The organism is Rhodococcus sp. X156 (assembly GCF_004006015.1).
Lineage (GTDB): Bacteria > Actinomycetota > Actinomycetes > Mycobacteriales > Mycobacteriaceae > X156.
Window position 1 is genome coordinate 2167686 of the sequence record NZ_CP034766.1, and the last position, 17787, is coordinate 2185472.

Here is a 17787-nt window from a genome sequence, read left to right on the forward strand (position 1 = left end):
CGCGACACCGCTCACCGCGACGCCGCTCGCCGCCGGGGCACCGGCGGGGCCACCCAGCCACGCCAGGAACCGCAAGCCCGCCCGTCCCACCAGGAAGTAGGTCGTCGTGAAGCTGCTCGTCACCGGAGGGGCCGGCTACGTCGGCAGCGTGTGCACCGACCTGCTGGTGGAGCGCGGTCACGACGTCACCGTGCTGGACAACCTCTCCACCGGGCACCGCGACGCGGTCTCCCCCGCCGCCCGCTTCGTGGAGGGCGACGTGGCCACCGACGCCCACGCGCTGCTGGCCGAGGGCATGGACGGCGTGCTGCACTTCGCCGCCAAGTCGCTGGTCGGCGAGTCGGTGGAGCGCCCCGAGCTGTACTGGTTCGGCAACGTGGTGACCAGCCTGCAGCTGCTGGAGGCGGTGCGGGCCACCGGCGTGCCGCGGCTGGTGTTCTCCTCCACCGCTGCCACCTACGGCGAGCCCGAGACCAACCCGATCACCGAGGACGCGCCCACCCGGCCCACCAACCCCTACGGCGCGAGCAAGCTGGCGATCGACCACGCCATCACCTCCTACGCCAACGCCCACGGCCTGGCGGCGGTGAGCCTGCGCTACTTCAACGTGGCCGGCGCCCACGGCGGCTACGGCGAGCGGCACACCGTGGAGACGCACCTGATCCCGCTGGTGCTGCAGGTGGCCAGCGGCGATCGCGAGCACATCACCGTCTACGGCGACGACTGGCCGACCGCGGACGGCACCTGCCTGCGCGACTACATCCACGTGCGCGACCTCGCCGAGGCGCACCTGCTGGCCCTGGAGCACGCCGAGGCGGGGCGGCACAGCATCTACAACCTGGGCACCGGCACCGGTTTCTCCGTGCTGGAGGTCATCGAGGCCTGCCGCCGGGTGACCGGCCACCCCATCCCCGCGCAGGTGGCTGCTCGCCGCGCCGGCGACCCGGCCGTGCTGGTGGCCTCCAGCGCGCGAGCGGCCGCCGAGCTCGGCTGGAAGCCGTCGCGGCCCGAGCTGGACACCATCGTGGCCGACGCGTGGTCCCTCATCCAGCAGCGGACGGCCCAGCCGGGAGCGTGACCCCGAGGTCGGCGGCGACCTCGATCGCGGTGTCGGCCAGCTCGCGCACCGCCTCCGGGCGCAGACCCCCGGCCAGGGCGGCCTCCAGCAGCCCCGCCATGCGGTGCCCGGGGTCGGCCTCCAGCGCCGCGCGCAGCGCGACCCCCGCCAGCGGGCCCTCGCCGCGCACGTAGCAGCCGTAGGCGACCAGCACCGCCGGCTCCGCCTTCTCCGGCGCGGGCAGCAGCCGGCACAGCTGCAGCCACAGCGACTCGGCCGCCGCGGCGTGCTCGCCCACCGCCAGGGCGAAGCAGGCGTCGCGCACCAGCGGATCCGCCAGCGCCACCCCCAGCCGGGCCGCCTCGTCGGCGTCCACCGCGGCACCGTCCTCGGTGCGGGCCACCGCGGCCAGCACCGCCTCCAGGTCCTCCCGCACCGCCCGCTGGCCCCAGGTCTGCCGCGCCTGCAGCGACTCCTCCAGCGCCCGGTCGACCAGCTGGGCGCACCGCCGGCACTCGTCGGCGTCGCCACCACCCAGCAGCGCGTCCAGCTCCTCGCGGCCCCCGTGGATCACCCGTCCGTGCGCCACGTGCGCGGCGGCGGCCGGGCAGCTCTGCGGGTCGGGCAGCACACCGGCATCCGTTCGCCACCGGCCATCGACACCGCCGGACGTCCGGTCCCGGCTCCACCACGGTGCACCGGCCGCGACGACCGCCACGCCGTGCACCCCCAGCACCGCCGTGCCCACCGCCTCGCAGGCGGGCACCAGCTCAGCCAGGAGGTCGGCGTGGGCGTCCGGGCGCCGGGACCGGTCGTCGACCACCACCAGGATCACCGCCACCGTGCCGCGCCGGGCGCACTGCACCGACAGCTCCTCGGTGAGCGCCAGGACGTGCCCCGGCTCGGCCTGGTGCGGGTGCGGCAGGTCCACCCGCATCACCAGTCCCACCCGGGCGCCGGTGGGCCCCTCCAGGCAGAGCAGGACCAGTGAGCGCTGGGGCACGAAGCCCAGCAGGGCGGGCAGCGAGGCGATCAGCTCGCCTGGCTCGGCGATGCGGATGGTGCTCGGGGGCGAGTCGGCTGAGGTGGTCATGGCGTGACCCTGCCGCCCGGGCACGACGGGCAATGGCCACCCACCCCACGCTGTGGACACTCCGGGCGGAGTGTGGACCACAGTCGTGGCGGGGGCGGCCGTTGCGGTGACGTGTCGGGCCTGCCTGCTAGCCGGGCGAGACCCGGCAGGTGGCCTCAGCTGCCGCGGGCGATCCACTCCTGCAGGTGTGGGGCCTCGCTGCCGATGGTCGTGCCGTCGCCGTGGCCGGTGAGCACCGTGGTGTCCTCGGGCAGGGCGAACAGCCGGTCCCGGATGGAGCCGATGATGGTCGGGAAGTCCGAGTACGACCGCCCGGTGGCGCCGGGGCCGCCGGAGAACAAGGTGTCGCCGGTGCACAGCACGCCCGCCTCGGGCAGGTACAGGCACGAGCTGCCCGGGGAGTGCCCTGGCGTGTGCAGCACCTGGATCTCGGTGCCGGCCACCGAGATGCGCTGCCCGTCGGACAGCTCGCCGTGCTGCACGCCCGGGTGGGTCATGTCCCACAGCACCTGGTCGGCCGGGTGCAGCAGCACCGGGGCGTCGAGCTGCTCGCCCAGCTGCGGTGCGACCGTCACGTGGTCGTCGTGGCCGTGCGTGCACACCACTGCCAGCACGCGGCGGCCACCCACGGCGTCGATGATCGGCTGGGCGTCGTGGGCGGCGTCGACCACCACCACCTCGGAGTCGTCCCCGATCAGCCAGATGTTGTTGTCCACGTCCCAGGTGCCGCCGTCGAGGCTGAAGGTGCCGGAGGTGACCACGTGGTCCACGCGCACGCTCACAGCATCACCACCGAGCGCAGCGCGCCGCCGGAGTGGATGGTGGTGAAGGCCTGCTCCACGTCCTCCAGGCTGATCCGCTCGGTGACGAAGCGCTCCAGCGGCAGCCGGCCCTGCTGGTACAGGTCCACCAGGACCGGGAAGTCCCGCTCGGGCAGGCAGTCGCCGTACCACGACGACTTCAGCGAGCCGCCGTGGGAGAACAGGTCCACCAGGGGCATCTCGATCTGCATCTCCGGCGTGGGCACCCCCACCAGCACCACGGTGCCGGCCAGGTCACGGGCGTAGAAGGCCTGCTTCCAGGTCTCCGGACGACCCACCGCGTCGATCACCACGTCCGCGCCGAAACCGTCGGTGAGCTCCTGCACCGCGGTCACCACGTCGTCCACGGCGGAGGCGTCGATGGTGTGGGTGGCACCGAGGTCGGTGGCCCACTCCAGCTTCTTGGGGTCGCGGTCGATGGCGATGATCTTCGACGCCCCGGCCAGGCGGGCACCGGCGATCGCCGCGTCGCCCACGCCGCCGCAGCCGATCACCGCCACCGAGTCACCCCGGCTGACGTTGCCGGTGTTCACCGCCGCACCGATCCCGGCCATCACGCCGCAGCCGAGCAGGCCCACCACGGCGGGATCGGCCGAGGCGTCCACCTTGGTGCACTGGCCAGCCGCGACGAGGGTCTTGTCGGCGAAGGAGCCGATGCCCAGCGCCGGGGTGAGCTCGGTGCCGTCCTCCAGCGTCATCTTCTGCGTGGCGTTGTGGGTGTTGAAGCAGTACCACGGGCGGCCACGCTTGCAGGCCCGGCACTCCCCGCACACCGCGCGCCAGTTGAGCACCACGAAGTCGCCCGGCTGCACGTGCGTGACGCCCTCGCCGATCGACTCCACCACGCCGGCCGCCTCGTGGCCCAGCAGGAAGGGGAACTCGTCGTTGATCCCGCCGTCGCGGTAGGTCAGGTCGGTGTGGCAGACGCCGCAGGCCTGCACGTCCACGACCACCTCGCCGGGACCAGGGTCGGGAACGGTGATGGTCACCAGCTCCACCGGGGCACCCTTGCTCCGGGCGATCACTCCGCGTACCTGCTGGGGCATGTGCTGCCACCTCTCTCGACTTGGGCGGGAAGACCTGCGGCTCGGACAGAGCCGACGTCGCCGACCATCGTCCCAGAACCCGCACCAGGCGCGCGGACCGCGGTGACGGCCACCCACCACCCACCGGGAACGGCCCTCGCCGTCGCCGACGCGTGCGGGCTAGAACTAGGCCCCGACCCTCGCCTCCCCACCGCTCAGGAGCCCGCCGTGCCCGCACCCGACCAGCTGCGCGACGTCGTCGCCACTTACATCGCCTCCGTCACCGCCGGGGACGTCGACACGATCGTCGGCCTCTACGCCGACGACGCCACCCTGGAGGACCCCTACGGCGGCTCGGTGCGGCGCGGCCGCGAGGAGATCGCCACCCACTACAGCGGCATGGCGGGGATGAAGCTGGAGGCCGAGCTGGTGACCGTGCGCGCGGTCGCCGACACCGCGGCGTTCCAGCTGGACGTGCGCATGCACGCCGGCAGCCGGGTCACCACCATCTCCAGCATCGACGTGATGACCTTCGACGAGCAGGGCCGCATCACGGCCATGCGCGCCTACTGGGGCAACGACGACGTGGCCGTCTCCGACGACCCTGCGGGTGCGTAAGAGCGGCGTTACCGTCCCGTAAGGACTTCTCTTCGCCCCGGGCCGGCACCTGCTGCTCCGGTAGCGTCACACACTCACCGTCGGAAGGACTTCCATGACCGACAGCGCGACGATCGACGAGGTGCCGGCCCCGGTCGAGGCGGAGGACGAGGCCAACGACTACGACCTGGTGGTGATCGGCTCCGGCCCCGGAGGGCAGAAGGCGGCGATCGCTGCGGCCAAGCTGGGCAAGCGGGTTGCCGTCGTGGAGAAGGTCAGGATGCTCGGCGGGGTGTGCACCAACACCGGCACCATCCCGTCCAAGACCATGCGCGAGGCCGTGCTCTACCTCACCGGCATGAACGAGCGCACGCTCTACGGCGACAGCTACCGGGTGAAGTCCGACATCACGGTGGACGACCTGCTGGCGCGCACGCAGCACACCATCGGCAAGGACACCCAGACGGTGCGGTCCCAGCTGATGCGCAACCGGGTGGACCTGCTCACCGGCACCGCGCACTTCAGCGACCCGCACACCGTGGTGGTCGACGGGGAGAACAAGCGCGAGCACACCACCGTCCGGGCGGCCAAGATCGTCATCGCCACCGGCACCCGGCCAGCCCGGCCGGCGGACGTGGAGTTCGACGACGAGCGGGTGCTGGACTCCGACGGCATCCTCCACCTGACCAAGATCCCCGCCAGCATGGTCGTGGTGGGCGCCGGCGTGGTGGGCATCGAGTACGCCTCCATGTTCGCCGCCCTGGGCACCCGGGTCACCGTGGTGGAGCAGCGGGCCGGGATGCTGGCGTTCTGCGACTCCGAGATCGTGGAGTCGCTGAAGTTCCACCTGCGCGACCTGGCGGTCACCTTCCGCTTCGGCGAGGAGGTCACCAAGGTGACCAAGGGCAGCCGCGGCACGGTGACCACGCTGGCCAGCGGCAAGCGCATCCCCGCCGAGACGGTGATGTACTCCGCCGGCCGGCAGGGCCTCACCGACGAGCTCAAGCTGAAGGCGGCGGGGCTGAAGGCGGACAAGCGCGGCCGCATCGCGGTGGACGAGCACTACCGCACCGAGGTCGACCACATCTACGCCGTCGGCGACGTCATCGGCTTCCCCGCCCTGGCGGCGACGTCCATGGACCAGGGTCGCCTGGCCGCCTACCACGCCTTCGGCGAGCCCACGCCGAAGGACCTGGGCCTGCAGCCTATCGGCATCTACTCCATCCCCGAGGTCTCCTACGTGGGCAAGACCGAGGTGCAGCTCACCGAGTCGTCGGTGCCCTACGAGGTGGGCACCGCCCGCTACCGCGAGCTCGCCCGCGGGCAGATCACCGGCGACGCCTACGGGATGCTCAAGCTGTTGGTCTCCACCGAGGACCGCACCCTGCTCGGCGTGCACGTCTTCGGCTCCGGCGCCACCGACCTGGTGCACATCGGCCAGGCGGTGATGGGGTGTGGTGGCACGGTGGACTACCTGGTGGACGCGGTGTTCAACTACCCCACCCTCTCCGAGGCCTACAAGGTGGCGGCGCTGGACGTCACCAACAAGATCCGCGCGCTCAACGCCTTCTCCAGCTGAGGCCTGCTCCAGCTGAGCGGGTCGCCCCGCCGGCTGTGACGGGTCTCGCCTCCTCGGGCGAGACGCGGGCGGGACGGAATGCGGCACCGCAGCCCGACGTTGGGGGACAATGTAGGGACGTGACGGAAGGTGACGAACCACCCATGACCAACGACGAGAGCTCCCCCATGTACGAACTTGAGTTCCCCTCCCCCGAGCTGACGGGTGCGGACGGGAGCGGTCCGGTGCTGGTGCACGGGATGGAAGGCTTCTCCGACGCCGGGCACGCGGTCCGCATCGCCACCACGCACCTGCGCGAGTCGATGGAGACCGACCTGGTCGCCAGCTTCGACATCGACGCGCTGCTGGACTACCGCTCCCGCCGGCCGATGATGGGCTTCGAGGGCGACCACTTCGCCAGCTACGCCGAGCCCACGCTGAACCTGTACTCGGTCAAGGACGCCACCGGCACCCCGTTCCTGCTCCTGGCCGGCATGGAGCCCGACCTGAAGTGGGAGCGGTTCATCACCGCGGTCCGGATGCTGTCGGAGCGCTTCGGCGTGCGCCGCACCATCGGCCTCAACGCCATCCCCATGGCGGTGCCGCACACCCGCCCCACCGGGGTCACCGCGCACGGCACCTCCACCGACCTGGTCCGTGGCTACGAGCCGTGGGTGGGCAACGTGCAGGTTCCGGCCAGCGCGGCCTCGCTGCTCGAGCTGCGCCTGGGCGAGGCGGGGCACGAGGCGATGGGCTTCGCCGTGCACGTGCCGCACTACCTCACCCAGACCGACTACCCCGAGGCCGCGCTCACCCTGCTGTCGCACCTGAGCGACGCCTCCGGGTTGACGCTGCCCACCGAGGAGCTCACCGAGGCCGCAGCTCGGGTGCGCGAGCAGATCGACGCGCAGGTGACCGCCTCGGAGGAGGTGGCCACCGTGGTGCAGGCCCTGGAGCGCCAGTACGACGCCTACGTCGGCTCGCAGGAGCGGACCTCGCTGCTGGCGGCCAACGGCGAGCTGCCCACCGGTGACGAGCTGGGGGCCGAGCTCGAGCGCTTCCTCGCCCAGAACGCCGGGCAGGACCCCTCCTCCGGCGACGGCCCCGAGGGGCTGTAGCCGGAGCAGGGTCTGCCCGCGGCAGGTCAGCTGGCGAAGCGCTGCTGCAGCTTCTCCAGGGTGCGGGTGATGCCGGTGCCGTTCATCTTGGGCACGCCGACGAGCTCGAGCGCCTTGGGCAGCACGTGGGTGCCGTAGCTGAAGGTCTCCACCACCTCGGTCTGCCCGGGCGAGACCGGGGCGAGCTCCCACCGCCAGGTGTGACCCATGGGGTGGCGCCACTCGATCACGCGGTCGGGCTCGAAGTCCACGACGGTGCTGGTGATGCGGTAGGGCACCCCGTACATCTTCATGCTCACCGAGAACTTGGCGCCCTTGCTGAGCGTGTCGGGTGCCTTCACCGAGTCGCGAACCGTGCCGGACCCGTCCAGCTCGCCGTGGCGTCGCGGGTCCGCCGCGAGGGCGAAGACCTCGGCGGGGGTGGCGTCCACCACGACTCGTCGGGAGACCCTGCGCGGGCCTGTTTCCACTGTGGTCACCTGTGTGTCAGCCATCTCGTCAACCTAGCCAACTTCACCCGCGATCGCCCGCCGCGCCACCGCCAGCGCCCGGCAGGGCACGATAGGTACCACCATGACAACTCCCGCTCCGGCCACCCTGACCGCCCGGATCCCCAGCTCGCCCGACGAGGACTCCCTGTTCGAGGCCTTCACCGAGTGGACCCAGGAGCGCGGGATCACCCTCTACCCCGCGCAGGAGGAGGCGGTGCTGGAGATCGTCTCCGGCTCGCACGTCGTCCTGGCCACCCCCACCGGGTCGGGGAAGTCGATGGTGGCCATCGGCGCGCACTTCGCGGCGATGGCGGCCAAGAAGCGCACCTTCTACACCGCCCCCATCAAGGCGCTGGTGAGCGAGAAGTTCTTCGCCCTGTGCGAGGTGTTCGGCGCGGAGAACGTCGGCATGATGACCGGCGACGCCGCGGTGAACTCCAGCGCGCCGATCATCTGTGCCACCGCCGAGATCGTGGCCAACCTCGCGCTGCGCGAGGGCGCCGGGGCGGACATCGGCCAGGTGGTGATGGACGAGTTCCACTTCTACTCCGAGCCCGACCGCGGCTGGGCCTGGCAGGTGCCGCTCATCGAGCTGCCCGACGCGCAGTTCGTCCTCATGTCCGCGACCCTCGGCGACGTCAGCTTCTTCGTGGACGACCTGCAGCGCCGCACCGGCCGGGAGGTGGCCGTGGTCAGCGGCACCGAGCGCCCGGTGCCGCTGATGTTCTCCTACGTCAACACCCCGCTGCAGGAGACCATCGAGGAGCTCGTCGCCACCAACCAGGCGCCGGTCTACGTCGTGCACTTCACCCAGGCCTCCGCGCTGGAGCGGGCCCAGGCGCTCACCAGCGTCAAGCTGTGCACCAAGGCGGAGAAGGACGCCGTGGCCGAGATGATCGGTGGCTTCCGCTTCTCCACCGGCTTCGGCAAGACGCTCTCGCGGCTGGTGCGGATGGGCATCGGCGTGCACCACGCCGGGATGCTGCCCAAGTACCGCCGGCTGGTGGAGCGCCTGGCCCAGGCCGGCCTGCTCAAGGTCATCTGCGGCACCGACACCCTCGGGGTGGGCATCAACGTGCCCATCCGCACCGTGCTGTTCACCGGTCTCACCAAGTACGACGGGGTGCGCACCCGGCACCTGCGGGCGCGGGAGTTCCACCAGATCGCCGGCCGGGCCGGGCGTGCGGGCTACGACACGCTGGGCACCGTGGTGGTGCAGGCCCCCGAGCACGACGTGGAGAACGCCCGGCTGGTGGCCAAGGCCGGCGACGACCCCAAGAAGCTCAAGCGGGTGCAGCGCAAGAAGGCGCCGGAGGGTTTCGTCTCCTGGGGCCGGCCCACCTTCGACCGCCTGGTGGCCGCCGACCCCGAGCAGCTCACCTCCCGGTTCTCGGTGAGCAACTCCATGCTGCTCAACGTGATCAGCCGTCCGGGCGACGCCTTCGCCGCGATGCGCCACCTCATCACCGACAACCACGAGAGCCCCGCCCAGCAGCGCAAGCACGCGCTGTCGGCCATCCGGCTCTACCGCAGCCTGCGCGACGCCGGCATCGTGCGGGTGCTGCCCGAGCCTGACGCACACGGCCGCACCGTGGCGCTGACGGTGGACCTGCAGCGCGACTTCGCGCTGAACCAGGCGCTGTCGCCGTTCGCGCTGGCGGTGCTGGAGCTGCTCGACCCGGCCTCGCCCACCTACGCCCTGGACGTGGTGTCGGTGATCGAGTCGACGCTGGACGACCCCCGCCAGGTGCTCATGGCCCAGCAGCACGCCGCCCGTGGTGAGGCGGTGGCGGCGATGAAGGCCGAGGGCATCGAGTACGAGGAGCGGATGGAGCTGCTGGAGGAGGTCACCTGGCCCAAGCCACTGGCCGAGGAGCTGCTCTACCCGGCGTTCGAAACCTACCGACAGGGCCACCCGTGGGTGAGCGAGCTCAACCTGTCGCCCAAGTCGGTGGTGCGCGACATGGTGGAGCACTCCATGACCTTCACCGAGCTGGTCAGCCACTACAACCTGGGCCGCTCCGAGGGCCTGGTGCTGCGCTACCTGACCGACGCCTACCGGGCGCTGCGCCAGACGGTTCCCGAGGACGCCCGCACCGAGGAGCTCGCCGACCTCACCGAGTGGCTCGGCGAGCTGATCCGCGGGGTGGACTCCAGCCTGCTCGACGAGTGGGAGGCCCTGCAGAACCCGGAGAGCGTCCCGCACGAGCAGCCGCTGGACGACGCTCCCCGGTCGATCACCGCCAACACCCGCAGCTTCCGGGTGCTGGTGCGCAACGCCCTGTTCCGCCGCATCCAGCTGGCCGCGCGCGAGCAGTGGGACGCCCTGGACGACCTCGATCCGGACGTGGACTGGGCGGGCTCGCTGGAGGAGTACTTCGACGACCACGACGAGATCGGCACCGGCCCTGACGCCCGCGGCCCCCAGCTGTTCCAGGTGGAGCAGAATCCCGGCACGTGGAAGGTGCGCCAGGTGCTGGCCGACCCCGCCGGCGACCACGACTGGGCGGTGCTGGCCGAGGTCGACCTGGCCGCCTCCGACGAGAAGGGAGAGGTCGCGCTCACCGTCACCGCTGTGCAGCGGATGTGACGGCGGGCGCGACCCCTCCCAGGGTCGGGCTCTCGTGCTGAACCTAGATGCTCGTGCTGAAACTAGATGCTCGTGCCGAACCTAGATGCGGCGAGCGGTGTTGTACTCCAGGTACTGGATCGGCGTGTACTTCACGCCCTGGCCGGCGGTGGGGGCGTTGAGCACGTTGCCCTTGCCGTCGTAGATGCCCACGTGCGAGACCGGGCTGTAGAAGAACACCAGGTCCCCGGCCTTGAGGTCGCCCTTGGCGACGTGGCTGCCCACCGTGGCCTGCTGCGCCGCCGTGCGCGGGATGTTGATCCCGATCTGCCGGAAGGCCCAGGAGGTCAGGCCGGAGCAGTCGAAGGTGCTCGGGCCGTTGGCGCCCCACACGTAGGGCGCACCCAGCTTGGTGGCCGCCACGGCCAGCGCCTTCTGCCCCGCCGAGGACGGTGCCGAGGTGGTGTGCGCGGCCGGCGCCACCGCGGCCGCGGCGTTGCCGATCACCCGGGTCGCTCCGGTCTTGGCGTTCCAGATGATCGACCCGCCCTGGAAGTCGCTGCGCTTGCCCTCGCTCACCTTGTACTCGTCGGAGGTCGGGTAGCCCAGGGCGCCGGTCTCCCAGCCCATGCTCTTCCAGCGGTCCCGGATCGCGCCGTGCACCTCGTGCGCCCCCGTGGCGTGCGACCAGTAGATGCTGCCGCCCTGGAAGTGGTTGAACGAGCCGGTGTGCTTGGCCGTGCCCCACTCGTCGTTCAGCGGAAAGCCCAGGAAGGACCCGCTGGCTCCCATGTTGTAGTAGTGCTCGCGGATGAGGCCCTTGACGCTGTGGGCGCCGGACTTGTCGCTCCAGTAGACAGCGCCACCGGCGAAGCCCTGGGCACGACCGCCCGGCACCGCATGCTCGTCGTCCACACAGTGCCCGAGATAGGACTTGTTGCCCCCGGCGCCGTGCCAGGTGCTGCCGATCTCCCCGTAGGGCTGGCACGCCGGAGCCGCCTGTGCCGCACCCTGCCCGATACCGACTCCAGCGACTGCGCCAGCGGCCACGGCAGCCAGCGTGATCATGTCTCGCAGGCGGTTCTTTACACCCATGTCGTTCCCCAGTCACTCTTCGTCAGTGCGTGGCTACGCATCGTTTGGAGTACGTGACGGTAACGGATCGTGACCTCAGCCCAGGGGACCTTCGCCCGGTCAGCGGCCACGCCGCGGGGGCACTGCGGGACTCAGGCTTGCGCCCAGCCGCGGCCGGGTGTCACTATCCGCAGCGGGGTAGTTGGTTTCTGCACGTAATAGAAAAAGGACAGAGTGGGCATGGGGCGAGCGACGCGAGGCCACTCCGGACCGACCGCACCTGTCGCCGCCCCCGGCGCCGCTCCAGGCATGACTCACCGACAGGTGATGGAAGCCTTGTCGGGCTTGTTGCTTGCCATGTTCGTCACCGCGCTGGCATCCACAGTGGTGGCCAACGCGCTGCCCACCATCATCCCTGACCTGCACGGCAGCGACGCCGCCTACAGCTGGGTGGTCACCTCCACGTTGCTGGCGATGACCGTCTCCACGCCGCTGTGGGGCAAGCTCGCCGACCTGTTCTCCAAGAAGCTGCTGATGCAGCTTGCACTTGTGATATTCACCATCGCCTCGGTTGCGGCCGGCATGTCGGCGTCCACCGGGATGCTGCTCACCTGCCGGGCGTTCCAGGGCGTCGGGGCCGGCGGGGTCGCCGCGCTCACCCAGGTGGTGCTCGCCGCGATGGTGTCCCCGCGCGAGCGCGGTCGCTACAGCGGCTACCTCGGCGGGACGTACGCCCTGGCCACCGTGAGCGGGCCCCTGATCGGCGGCGTCCTGGTGGACACCAGCTGGCTCGGCTGGCGGTGGTGCTTCTACGTGGTGATCCCCTTCGCCGTGGCCGGGATCGTGGTGCTGCAGCGCACCCTGGTGCTGCCCGTGCAGCGCCGGCCGGTGCGCATCGACTACCTCGGGGCCCTCCTCATCAGCGCGGGGGTCTCGGCGCTGCTGATCTGGGTGAGCCTGGCCGGCAAGCGCTTCGCGTGGGCCTCCCCCACCACGGCAGTGCTGGTCAGCGGCGGGGTGCTGCTGCTGGCGATCGCCGTGGTGGTGGAGACGCGGGTGGCCGAGCCGCTGCTGCCGCTGAACCGGCTGCGCGGACGCACCGTCGTGCTGGCCACCGTGGCCTCCACCCTGGTCGGGGTGGTGATGTTCGCCTGCACGGTCTTCCTCAGCCAGTACTTCCAGGTCAGCCAGGGCGTGTCGCCCACCAAGGCGGGGATGCTCACCCTGCCCTTCATCGGGGGCATGTTCGTCGCCTCCACGGTGGTGGGCCGGCTGGTCAGCGCCTTCGGCTACTGGAAGCGCTACCTCGTGCTCGGCGCGGTCCTGCTGGTCGCTGGTCTCGCCGCGATGGCCACCGTCCGCGAGGACACGTCCTACCTGGTCCTCGCCCTGGCGATGTGCAGCCTGGGCACGGCGATGGGCCTGCTCATGCAGAACCTCATCCTGGCGGTGCAGAACACCGTGGACATGCGCGACATCGGTGCCGCCAGCTCCGGCGTGATGTTCTTCCGCACCCTTGGCGGTGCGGCGGGCGTGTCGGCCCTCGGCGCCCTGCTGGCCACCCGCGCCGCCCACCACGCCCGGGGCACCGGTGCGCTGCAGCCAGGCGGCGGCGGTGCGCTGCCCGACGTGGCCGCGCTGCCCGAGGCGACCCGCGCGGTGGTGCAGTCGGCCTACGGCCACGGCACCGGGGACCTCTTCCTGGTGGCCACCCCACTGGGGATCCTCACGCTGATCTGCATCCTGCTCATCCGGGAGGTGCCGCTGCGCAAGACCGTGGACGCCAGCCCCACCGGGCCCACCGCGGACGCCCCCGCCGCCGGGGCCGCACCGACCGCGGCGGCGCCGCCGGCCCTCGGTGCGCCTCCCGGTACCCTGTCTGGGGCATGACCTCCACCTCTCCCGCACCCCGCGCCACCCCGTCGGTGGCAGAGCTGCGCGCGCGCCTGCCCGAGCTGGCGCTGCGTGACCAGCGCCGGCTGCGCAGCCGGTTGGAGCGGGCCCGCAAGGGCAGGGACCCTGCCCGCGCGCTGGAGCAGGTGGCCCGCGAGGTCGACGCCGCCGAGCTGCGGGTGGCCGGGCGCCGGGCTGCGGTGCCGGCCATCACCTATCCCGAGCAGCTGCCGGTCAGCCAGCGCCGCGACGACATCGCCGAGGCCATCCGCGACCACCAGGTGGTGGTGGTGGCCGGGGAGACCGGGTCCGGCAAGACCACCCAGCTGCCCAAGATCTGCCTGGAGCTGGGTCGCGGCGTGCTGGGCACCATCGGGCACACCCAGCCCCGGCGCATCGCCGCCCGCACCGTGGCCGAGCGGATCGCCGAGGAGCTGGACACCGAGCTCGGTGGCGCCGTGGGCTACACCGTCCGCTTCCACGACCAGGCCGGCGACACCACCCTGGTCAAGCTGATGACCGACGGGATCCTGCTCGCCGAGATCCAGCGCGACCCGCTGCTGCAGCGCTACGACACCCTCATCATCGACGAGGCGCACGAGCGCAGCCTGAACATCGACTTCATCCTGGGCTACCTCAAGGAGCTGCTGCCGCGCCGGCGCGACCTCAAGGTCATCATCACCTCGGCCACCATCGACCCGCAGCGCTTCGCCGAGCACTTCGCCACCGACGCAGGGCCGGCGCCGATCATCGAGGTCAGCGGACGCACCTTCCCGGTGGAGGTGCGCTACCGGCCGCTGACGGTGGAGGTGGGCGAGCAGAGCATCGACCGCGACCCGGTGGACGCGGTGTGCGAGGCGGTGGAGGAGCTGGGCGAGGCCGGTGACGGCGACGTGCTGGTGTTCCTCTCCGGCGAGCGGGAGATCCGCGACACCGCCGACGCGCTGCGCGAGCGCAACCTGCGCGGCACCGAGATCCTGCCGCTGTACGCCCGGCTCACCGCCGCCGAGCAGCACCGGGTGTTCACTCCCCCGGCCCCGGGCACCCGCCGCCGGGTGGTGCTGGCCACCAACGTCGCCGAGACCTCGCTGACCGTGCCCGGCATCCGGTACGTGGTCGACCCGGGCACCGCCCGCATCTCCCGCTACAGCGTGCGCACCAAGGTGCAGCGCCTGCCCATCGAGCCGATCAGCCAGGCCTCGGCCAACCAGCGGGCCGGCCGCTGCGGCCGGGTGGCCGACGGCATCTGCATCCGGCTGTACTCCGAGGAGGACTTCCAGTCCCGCCCGGAGTTCACCGACCCGGAGATCCTGCGCACCAACCTCGCGTCGGTGATCCTGCAGATGAGCGCCCTGGGCCTCGGCGACATCGCCGCGTTCCCGTTCGTGGAGCCACCGGACGCCCGCAGCATCCGCGACGGCGTGGCCCTGCTGGAGGAGCTGGGCGCGCTGCAGCCCGGTGAGCCCGACCCCCGCAAGCGACTCACCGCCTCCGGCCGCGAGCTGGCGCAGCTGCCGGTGGACCCGCGGATGGCCCGCATGCTCTCCCAGGCCCACCGCAACGGCTGCCTGGCCGAGGCGCTGGTGATCGTGGCGGCGCTGTCGATCCAGGACCCCCGGGAGCGCCCCACCGAGCACCAGCAGGCGGCGGATGAGCGCCACGCCCGCTTCGCCGACCCCACCTCGGACTTCCTGGCCTTCCTCAACCTGTGGAACCACCTGCGCGAGCAGCGCACCGAGCTGAGCAGCAACCAGTTCCGCCGGCAGTGCAAGGCCGACTTCCTGCACTACCTGCGCATCCGGGAGTGGCAGGACCTGCACGGGCAGCTGCGCTCCATCACCAAGCAGCTGGGGTGGACGCCCAACACCTCCCCGGCCGCCCCCAACGCGGTGCACCAGGCGCTGCTGGCCGGCCTGCTCAGCCACGTCGGGCTCAAGGAGGGCGAGAAGCGCGAGTACCTCGGAGCCCGAGGGGCCCACTTCGCGGTGTGGCCGGGCTCCGCGCTGGCCCGCAAGCCCCCGCGCTGGGTGATGGTGGGCGAGCTGGTGGAGACCAGCCGGCTGTGGGGACGCACCGCCGCACGCATCGAGCCGGAGTGGGCCGAGGAGCTGGCCCCACACCTGGTCAAGCGCACCTACTCCGAGCCGCACTGGTCCATCAAGCGGCAGTCGGTGATGGCCTACGAGCGGGTCACCCTCTACGGCATCCCCCTGGTGGCCCAGCGCCCGGTGCAGTACGGGCGCATCGACCCGGAGGTCTCCCGCGAGCTGTTCATCCGGCACGCCCTGGTGCAGGGCGAGTGGCGCACCCAGCACCGGTTCTTCCACGCCAACCGCGAGCTGCTCGAGGACGTCGCCGAGCTGGAGAGTCGAGCACGGCGGCGCGACATCGTCGTCGACGACGAGACGCTGTTCGAGTTCTACGACGCCCGGGTGGGCAAGGAGGTGGTCTCCGCCCGCCACTTCGACACCTGGTGGAAGAAGGCGCGCCGGGAGGACCCCGAGCTGCTGACGTTCACCCCCGAGGTGGTCACCAACCCGGCGGCGGCACCGGTGCTGGAGGGCGAGTACCCCGACGCCTGGCGGCAGGGCGAGATCCTGCTGCCGCTGAGCTACTCCTTCGAGCCGGGCGGCAACGCCGACGGGGTCACCGTGCAGGTGCCGCTGCCGCTGCTCAACCAGGTGCGCCCGCTGGGCTTCGACTGGCTGGTGGCCGGCATGCGCCACGAGCTGGTGACCGCGCTGATCAAGACCTTGCCCAAGCAGCTGCGCCGCAACGTGGTGCCGGCGCCGGACTACGCCACCGCCGTGCTGGACCGGGTCAAGCCGCGCAGCGCTCCCCTCACCGATGCCGTGGCCGACGCCCTGTGGTCGCTCAGCGGCACGGAGATCCCGCCCAGCGCCTTCGACCTGGACGCCCTGCCCGACCACCTGCGGATGACCTTCCGGGTGGTGGACACCGCCGGCGCCACGCTGGCCGAGGGCAAGGACCTGGAGGCGCTGCGCCGCCGGTTGCAGCCCAACGTGCGCACCGCGGTCAGCCAGGCGGTCTCCGGCGTGGAGCGCTCCGGGCTCACCGCCTGGAGCATCGGCGAGCTCCCGCGCAGCGTGGCGCACGCCGTGGGCGGACAGACCGTGCGCGGCTACCCCGCCCTGGTGGACACCGGCGACGCCGTGGCGGTGCAGGTGCTGCCCAGCGCCGCCGAGCAGCGCCGCGCCATGGCCGCCGGTCTGCGCCGCATGCTGCTGCTGGCGGTGCCCAGCCCCAGCAAGTCGGTGGTGGCGCGACTGAGCAACGCCGACCGGCTCGCGCTGAGCCAGAACCCGCACGGCAGCGTCGCCGCGCTGCTCGCCGACTGCACCGCCGCCGCGGTGGACGCGCTCGTGGCCGAGGCCGGTGGCCCGGTGTGGAGCGAAGCCGGCTTCGCCGCGCTGCGGGACCGGGTGCGCGGCGAGCTGTCCGAGCGGGTGTTCGCCGTGCTCACCGCGGTGCGCCCGGTGCTGGCCGCCGCCCAGCAGCTGCGCCTTACCCTGGCCGGCGCCCGGGGCGAGCCCGCCGAGGACGTGGCGCAGCAGCTGGCCGACCTGGTGCACGCCGGGTTCGTCACCGAGGTGGGCCAGCGACGCCTGCCCGACCTGGCGCGCTACCTCACCGCGGCGCAGCGCCGGCTGGAGTCGCTGCCCGGCAGCGCCAACCGCGACCGCGACGCCATGGTGGTGCTCAACCGGGTGCGCACCGAGCACGCCCAGCTGCTGGCGTCGCTGTCGCCGGACCGCCACGACGACCCCGACGTCGCCGAGCTGCGCTGGATGATCGAGGAGCTGCGGGTCAGCCTGTTCGCGCAGACCCTGCGCACCGCCTACCCGATCTCGGAGAAGCGCATCTACAAGGCCATGGACGCCCTCCCCGCCTGATCCCGCTCCCGGGGCGTCTCCAGGTCCCTCCTCGACCTGGCAGGGGCGGAGAAGGTGCGACAAGACCTGAACGCCCACCGGGGTCGGCACGGCGCCGAGCAACCCCGGAAACGACTGATCGCCCCCGGCCGGTGGCCGAGGGCGATCAGTGGGGCACGTTGCTGCTAGTGCTTCTCCGGGCCCATGTGGTACTCGAAGACCATCCCGGCCGCGGTGAGGATGACGACCACACCAGCCAGCACGATCATCCACACGTGGTAGAAGGCCAGGGAGATCGCCATCATGCCCGCGGCGGCGGCCACGACGACCGGCCAGTAGCTGCCCGGGCTGAAGAAGCCGAGGTCACCGGCACCATCAGAGATCTCAGCGTCGCCGTAGTCCTCCGGACGCAGGGCCAGCCGTCGGGCGACGAACCGGAAGTAGGTGCCGACGATGAGCGAGAGCCCAGCGCTGAGGGCCAGCGCCGTGGTACCGATCGGCTCCTGGGAGAGCACTCCGTAGATCACCGCGACGATGAGGAAGAACGCGGTGAGCAGCTCGAAGATGCGCGCTTCGATTCTCATGGGTCAGTCCACGT

Annotated in this window: 13 protein-coding genes; 7 read left to right on the top strand and 6 right to left on the bottom strand. The window is 71.8% G+C overall.

Translation table 11 applies throughout. The features are described from left to right. Positions 1-106: 106 nt before the first annotated feature. A complete protein-coding gene (gene galE / locus ELX43_RS10255; protein WP_127783346.1) occupies positions 107-1078 on the top strand; it encodes a UDP-glucose 4-epimerase GalE in 972 nt (323 codons plus the stop codon). Here the strand turns inward: galE and ELX43_RS10260 are convergent. The 3 genes from ELX43_RS10260 to ELX43_RS10270 all read right to left on the bottom strand — a co-directional run bounded on the left by ELX43_RS10260 (position 1044) and on the right by ELX43_RS10270 (position 4017). Next, positions 1044-2150 carry a DUF4192 domain-containing protein gene (locus ELX43_RS10260; protein WP_127783347.1) on the bottom strand — a complete coding sequence of 369 codons (1107 nt, stop codon included), beginning with the start codon at positions 2148-2150 and terminating at the stop codon, positions 1044-1046. The genes galE and ELX43_RS10260 overlap by 35 nt on opposite strands. A gap of 155 nt (positions 2151-2305) precedes the next feature. Then, complete coding sequence (locus ELX43_RS10265; protein ID WP_127783348.1) at positions 2306-2932, bottom strand: MBL fold metallo-hydrolase; 627 nt, start codon at positions 2930-2932, stop codon at positions 2306-2308. Further along, positions 2929-4017 (bottom strand): S-(hydroxymethyl)mycothiol dehydrogenase, encoded by a 1089-nt coding sequence (locus ELX43_RS10270; protein WP_127783349.1) that lies wholly within the window; start codon positions 4015-4017, stop codon positions 2929-2931. The genes ELX43_RS10265 and ELX43_RS10270 overlap by 4 nt, the downstream gene beginning before the upstream one ends. 207 nt (positions 4018-4224) lie before the next feature. On the opposite strand from ELX43_RS10270, the gene ELX43_RS10275 reads away from it, so the two are divergent. The 3 genes from ELX43_RS10275 (at position 4225) to ELX43_RS10285 (ending at position 7269) form a co-directional block, all read left to right on the top strand. Continuing rightward, complete coding sequence (locus ELX43_RS10275) at positions 4225-4614, top strand: nuclear transport factor 2 family protein (protein WP_127783350.1); 390 nt, start codon at positions 4225-4227, stop codon at positions 4612-4614. 94 nt (positions 4615-4708) lie between these two features. Then, positions 4709-6172: a Si-specific NAD(P)(+) transhydrogenase gene (gene sthA / locus ELX43_RS10280; protein WP_127783351.1), complete on the top strand. Its 1464-nt coding sequence runs from the start codon at positions 4709-4711 to the stop codon at positions 6170-6172. Positions 6173-6315: 143 nt separating this feature from the next. Beyond that, positions 6316-7269 carry a PAC2 family protein gene (locus tag ELX43_RS10285; protein ID WP_206517992.1) on the top strand — a complete coding sequence of 318 codons (954 nt, stop codon included), beginning with the start codon at positions 6316-6318 and terminating at the stop codon, positions 7267-7269. Between the two features lie 26 nt (positions 7270-7295). Here the strand turns inward: ELX43_RS10285 and ELX43_RS10290 are convergent, their stop codons facing one another. Then, a complete protein-coding gene (locus ELX43_RS10290; RefSeq protein WP_127783352.1) occupies positions 7296-7763 on the bottom strand; it encodes an SRPBCC family protein in 468 nt (155 codons plus the stop codon). 79 nt (positions 7764-7842) lie between these two features. Between ELX43_RS10290 and ELX43_RS10295 the strand changes: the two genes are divergently transcribed. Next, complete coding sequence (locus ELX43_RS10295) at positions 7843-10350, top strand: DUF3516 domain-containing protein (protein WP_127783353.1); 2508 nt, start codon at positions 7843-7845, stop codon at positions 10348-10350. 81 nt (positions 10351-10431) lie between these two features. Here the strand turns inward: ELX43_RS10295 and ELX43_RS10300 are convergent, their stop codons facing one another. Next, complete coding sequence (locus ELX43_RS10300; protein WP_164860633.1) at positions 10432-11397, bottom strand: NlpC/P60 family protein; 966 nt, start codon at positions 11395-11397, stop codon at positions 10432-10434. Positions 11398-11730: 333 nt separating this feature from the next. Here ELX43_RS10300 and ELX43_RS10305 point away from each other — a divergent pair, with 333 nt between their 5' ends. Then, positions 11731-13293, top strand: a complete 1563-nt coding sequence (locus ELX43_RS10305) for an MDR family MFS transporter (RefSeq protein WP_241248892.1) — start codon at positions 11731-11733, stop codon at positions 13291-13293. Further along, on the top strand, positions 13290-17210 hold the full coding sequence (gene hrpA / locus ELX43_RS10310) for an ATP-dependent RNA helicase HrpA (RefSeq protein ID WP_127783356.1): 3921 nt from the start codon (positions 13290-13292) through the stop codon (positions 17208-17210). The genes ELX43_RS10305 and hrpA overlap by 4 nt, the downstream gene beginning before the upstream one ends. 164 nt (positions 17211-17374) lie before the next feature. On the opposite strand, the gene ELX43_RS10315 is transcribed toward hrpA, so the two are convergent. After that, on the bottom strand, positions 17375-17773 hold the full coding sequence (locus tag ELX43_RS10315; protein WP_127783357.1) for a cytochrome c oxidase subunit 4: 399 nt from the start codon (positions 17771-17773) through the stop codon (positions 17375-17377). Positions 17774-17787: the final 14 nt, after the last annotated feature.